Raw genomic sequence first — 4,879 nt, forward strand, 5'->3', positions numbered from 1 at the left:
AGTTAGAGGACGTCGCGGAGGCGCGGAGCGGTGCGTTAACTCTAGAAAGTAGAGTTAGAAGTAGCCCCCTCGGGCTGGATTCTGTCCAGCTGGAGGGGGCTGCCTTTTTCTGTATTCGCTTTTTCTTTCTCTGTATTCGCTTTTTCTTTCTCTGTATTCGCTTTTCCTTTTTCTATAATCGATTTTCTTTAGATCTGTAACCGTTTTTACTTAGCCAGATACTCGACGAGCCTGACATAGATCGCGGCTACTTCGGCGCGGGTGGCGGTGGCTTGGGGAGCAAAAACATTGCCCGGTTTGCCGGATACGATGCCGATGCCCTGCAGCGCCTGAACGGCCTCCAACGCCCATGAGCGGATCTGGCTCTCGTCCGCGAAGGATGGAGATTCGCTCTCGGGTATCTCATAGCCTTTGTATTTCATGTAGTTGTACAGGATCGTCAGCATCTGCTCGCGTGTGATCGCTGTGTCGGGGGCAAAGCGGTCCGCGTCTGTGCCATTGACGATGCCTTTGTCCGCCGCCCACTCGACTGCCGCCGTGTACCACTGTCCGTCCGCGACGTCGCTAAAGCGGGAGCTTGTATAGCCGGAGAGGTCTGCACCTTCAAGATTGGACAGCACCTGCACGAACATGGCGCGCGTCATCGAGGCTCCCGGCGAGAAAGTCGTGGATGTCGTGCCATTGAAAAGCTCGTAGGTGTAGGCGAATTGAACGTAACTGTTGAACCAGTCGTCCATACTGGCATCGCTGAAAGGATGGGCCGACAGGACGCGGAGGCCCAGTGGGGCTGCGTCATCCAATACAAGCTCCGTACCCTCGCGGACGTTCAGCGATATGCCGTTGTCCAGGCCGACTTTCGCGCCGCCCGCTCCTACCACAACCGTACCATCGCTCTGAAGCTTCGATCCGGTAGGGATATCTACCTGGATGCCGCCCGGCAGCTTCGCATGCGCGTCCCCGCCGACGACTGTGACCGTACCGTCGCCAGCGATCGTCGAGCCGCCCGGAAGGGTCATTGTGCTGTTGCTGCCTGGGAGTGCCGCTTCGGCACTCTTATCCGCCGGAATGGTCACCTTGCCATCGGCGTCGATCGTTGTGCCTTCGGGTACCTTGATCGTTGTCCCACCCTCGGTCGCGATCTCGCCGCCACCGGGCAGGGTGACGTTACCGTCTTTGTCAGTGACCGCGGGCTTATCCTGCGGCGTACTCACCGTGTAGGTTGCCTTCGACGGTCCCTCGCCGGTTCCGGCGCCTGGAGTGCCGCTATTGTCTACAGGAGGGTAGTAAATAGGATATGTCGTCGTCGGCCTTGTCGGCGTAGCCGTCGCGCTGATCTCTGCGCTCTCGCCTTTCTCGTTGACCGCGACAATCTTGAAGGTGTAGCCTTGGCTGTTGGTTAGGCCAGTGAAGGTATGCTGGGTCGCCTCCGCGCCCAGTTCGACCGGCGTCATGTCGCCATGCCAGACCTTGTAGCCCGTTATGGCGCTGCCGCCGTCGTCAGCAGGAGCCGTCCAGCTTAGTGTGACCTGACCGTCGCCTGCCGTCGCCTTGAAGCTGCCAGGGGCATCCGGCGCGCCTGGCTTTCTCTGCGCGAACATCCAGTCAAAGACGTCGGTGTAGTCATTGTTCCAGGCTGGAAGGTTCGAGGACTGCGCCGTCGGAGCCATGCTCCAGGTTCCCACTGTGAACTGGTTGTACAGAACGGCCGCTTCAACCTCGTGCGCGATATAATCCTGCAGAACAGGATTCGGCCTCAGATTCGGTTGGTCGAATTGGTTGTACGGCCAGGTCAGCGCCTCGTTGCTCTCGAAGAGCGAAGCGCGCGCATTGGTCATTTTCGGCATATTGGTCGTGATGTACGTATTGAGGTTCGACTGGTACGTTCCCGTGTTATGTGCATTCAAAAACATCCAATACGCCAAGTTGGCATGAAGCTCGTTGGTGCTAGCCTCTGGCGAGCCGCTTACCGGCGCCATCGGCGCGGCAGCCGCGAAGAAGCCGGGGAAGCTATTGACCAGGTTGTTCGTATACTGGCCGCCCCACGAGAAGCCCGCTGCGTAGATACGGTTCGGGTTTACTTCGCCGCTGGCAACAAGCGCGTCTATGACCTTCTTGACATTCTCTGTTGAAGGAGCAGATAAGCCGCTATAGGAAATATTCAGAATATGACTGGCGTATTTGCCCGGGTTTTGTTCGATTTTTTTCATCAGAGCGACCGAGCCGTTGGCGGACTTCATGGCTGCCTTTTGGTCTGTCGCCGGGTTGGTGCCGCCGCGCGACATGCCGTGGGTGTAGACATACAGCGGCAGTCCTTTAACCACTTCACCGTCAGCGTCCTTGTGCAGGTAGAGCGAGTGATTGACCGAGTCGTCCGTATGCGTCGTGAACTTGTCGAGGATCGGATTGACCACCTTCTCCTGCTCAAACACCACGTTGCGAAGCGGACTTCCTTCGGTCAGCACGATCTCGCCGTTCTGGACGACGGTGTACACCTGCTTGGTCGAGTTGCTGCTGCCATCGAGCGTGGTTTTCCCGCCGGTCGACGTATAGAACTCCGCCTCGACGACGATGTAACGGCCGCTCGCCAGTCCCTCCCGATAGTCGGGCGAGTTGCTCATCGGGCCTTTATAACCGCGAACCTTCGGCTCGTCGTTGGCGTATACCCTTGTAATCTTGCGCGGGCCTTGGGTAATCACGGCTTCGCCATTTAAGGTCGTGTCCTTGCCCGACAGGGAGAACAAGTCCGGGTTAAGCGCGGACCCTAACGCCGCTTTCCCCTCGCCTAAGTCAATAATGACTGCTGTCGTATATTCGCCGCTGGCGAAGTTATCATTCCAGACGGTAAAGGGCAATACCCCTGCGTCCGGATCGTTTTTGAAGGTGGCGTGAATCGTATGGTTGGCCTGAATATTCGTCAACGTATACTTGCCTTCCGATAAAGCGACGGTTTGGTCGTCGACCGTTACGGTATCGACAACTTTGCCGTAATCGGGGGTGAAGGTAAAGGTTTTGTCCGAGCCCTTGGCTACTCTCAGCACATCGCCGGGTGGGATCGAGTCCAGCTTGCCGCCGGGTCCTGCCGTGGCGAGAATCGAGAATCTGGTGTCCTCTTCACTGGCTGCCACGAGCTGCAGGCTGTCTGTAAAAGAAGCCGAGCTGGAGTACCCCGCATCCGGCGCTCCAAAGGCAGAGACGACTTCATAGCGGTCGCCGCCCTGCGCCGTGGAGTTGTTGATATACACATCGAATGTAATCTTGCCCTCCTGCAGGTCCAAGGTTCGCCTCGGTATTCTCATCTCCACGATATAGCCGGTCTCCGTGGTCTGAGTCCATGCAGCTCTGCCAGCAGCAGACTGCCCCGAAAACACGCCGGTCGAGCTGACGCGCCATTGGTTGGAGCCGTTGGAGCCGCTGCCTACATAAAACTCGAGGCTGTCGTACGTATGATCGCCGCCAGCGCCTTGATAGAGATTGCTGTCATTCACCACGACGCGGGCATACAGGTAGTCTTGATTCCAGAGGATTCTGGCTGTGCCCGTGGCATGGGGTCTGGTATCGGTCGGCACTGTGCTTTTGTTGATGTGATGCTCCATGGTCTGGTCCCAGAGCGGATCATTGGACCCGAGCTCGGGCGTTCCGAACATAGCGGTCGGTGTTTCATTCGTTGCTGCGTCCCCGGGGTTGTCCGTGTCGGCGGCATAGGTGACAGGAATGAGCGACATCGCCATGACCAGGCAACAGAGGAACGCGAGCATTCGGCTAAAACGTTTTGGCATAAATGAAAATCCTCCTCTTTTTTAGATTCAACCACATATATATTGGGGTTACGTGGTTTTAATACTTGATTCAGGCAGCGTGCAGATCTTCATGGAAGCGCTTGCTAGGAAAGGAATCATACTCTTCCGATCCAACGCATACGGAGGGTAAGATGCGATCAAGACAGGGGGTCCGATATTGTCCTCGTCTTAGGCGTCGCTATGCGATGAACGGACAATGAGCGCTGTATGCTCACGAATTCAAGCGTAATGCTAAGGGATGCTACTATCATGTTAGGAAAAGTCATCGATGTCGGGGGTCAATCTTAGGAAGGGTTCAGCCTCTATACAGGCGTCGGTCATCTCATGAAGGAAAGAAAAGCTTGTGCGAGGTATATACTCTCTTATTCTACTGAATATGTAAACGATGTTCAAGAGGGGAGGGAGACGAAGGGAGGGGCAGGCCTAATATTTCCGAAAAATAGTGCGAATGACGAACTCTGGCAAACCATTGCCGGGGTTCGTTTGCTATAATAGGGTCATAGTCTGATAGCTACAGAGAGGACGGGATCCAATGAAAATCGTACATACGGCGGACTGGCATCTCGGCAAGCTGGTCCAGGGCGTCTACATGACGGACGACCAGGCATTCGTCCTGGAGCAGCTGCTGCGGGATATCGAGGAGGAGAGGCCGGACGTCGTCATCATCGCCGGCGATCTGTATGACCGGGCAGTGCCGCCTGCGGAAGCGGTGCAGCTGCTCGACCGGACGCTGGAGGCGCTGGTGCTGAGGCTGCGGGTGCCGGTGCTTGCCGTGGCGGGCAATCACGACAGCCCGAGCCGCCTCGACTTTGGCAGCCGCATCATGCGGGCGGCCGGACTACATATCGCAGGCGAGCTGACGTTGCCGATCGCGCCGATCGTGCTCCGGGACGAGACGGGCGAGGTACACTTCCACCTCGTCCCCTATGCAGAGCCGGGTAAGGTCCGCTACTTGCTCGGAGACGAGGAGATCCGCACTCATGACGAGGCGATGCGCGGACTGGTCGCGCATATCGCTGCCGGGATGGACCCGCAGGCGCGCCATGTGTTCGTCGGACACGCCTTCGTGACGCCGCGCGGCG

The 4,879-nt window shown here is 57.3% G+C and carries 2 protein-coding genes and 1 pseudogene; 2 read left to right on the plus strand and 1 reads right to left on the minus strand.

The genetic code is table 11. The features are described 5' to 3' along the window. Positions 1 to 200: hypothetical protein (locus PA598K_RS37420; RefSeq protein WP_221414179.1), on the plus strand; the 200-nt coding region annotated here is incomplete at its 5' end. A 6-nt stretch (positions 201 to 206) separates the two neighbouring features. Here the strand turns inward: PA598K_RS37420 and PA598K_RS25680 are convergent. Then, the gene (locus PA598K_RS25680; protein ID WP_128659704.1) at positions 207 to 3,776 is read right to left on the minus strand and encodes an S-layer homology domain-containing protein; all 3,570 of its coding nucleotides are present in this window, start codon (positions 3,774 to 3,776) and stop codon (positions 207 to 209) included. Positions 3,777 to 4,329: 553 nt separating this feature from the next. On the opposite strand from PA598K_RS25680, the pseudogene PA598K_RS25685 reads away from it, so the two are divergent. Then, a pseudogene (locus PA598K_RS25685) lies at positions 4,330 to 4,879 on the plus strand (metallophosphoesterase family protein); the annotation flags it as partial.

Origin of the sequence: Paenibacillus sp. 598K, from assembly GCF_003851045.1 — a bacterium.
In the GTDB taxonomy this organism is placed as follows: domain Bacteria; phylum Bacillota; class Bacilli; order Paenibacillales; family Paenibacillaceae; genus Paenibacillus_D.

Coding starts and splice junctions, on each gene's coding strand:
- PA598K_RS25680 (WP_128659704.1), bottom strand. CDS start 3,776: ATGCCAAAACGTTTTAGCCGAATGCTCGCGTTCCTCTGTTGCCTGGTC.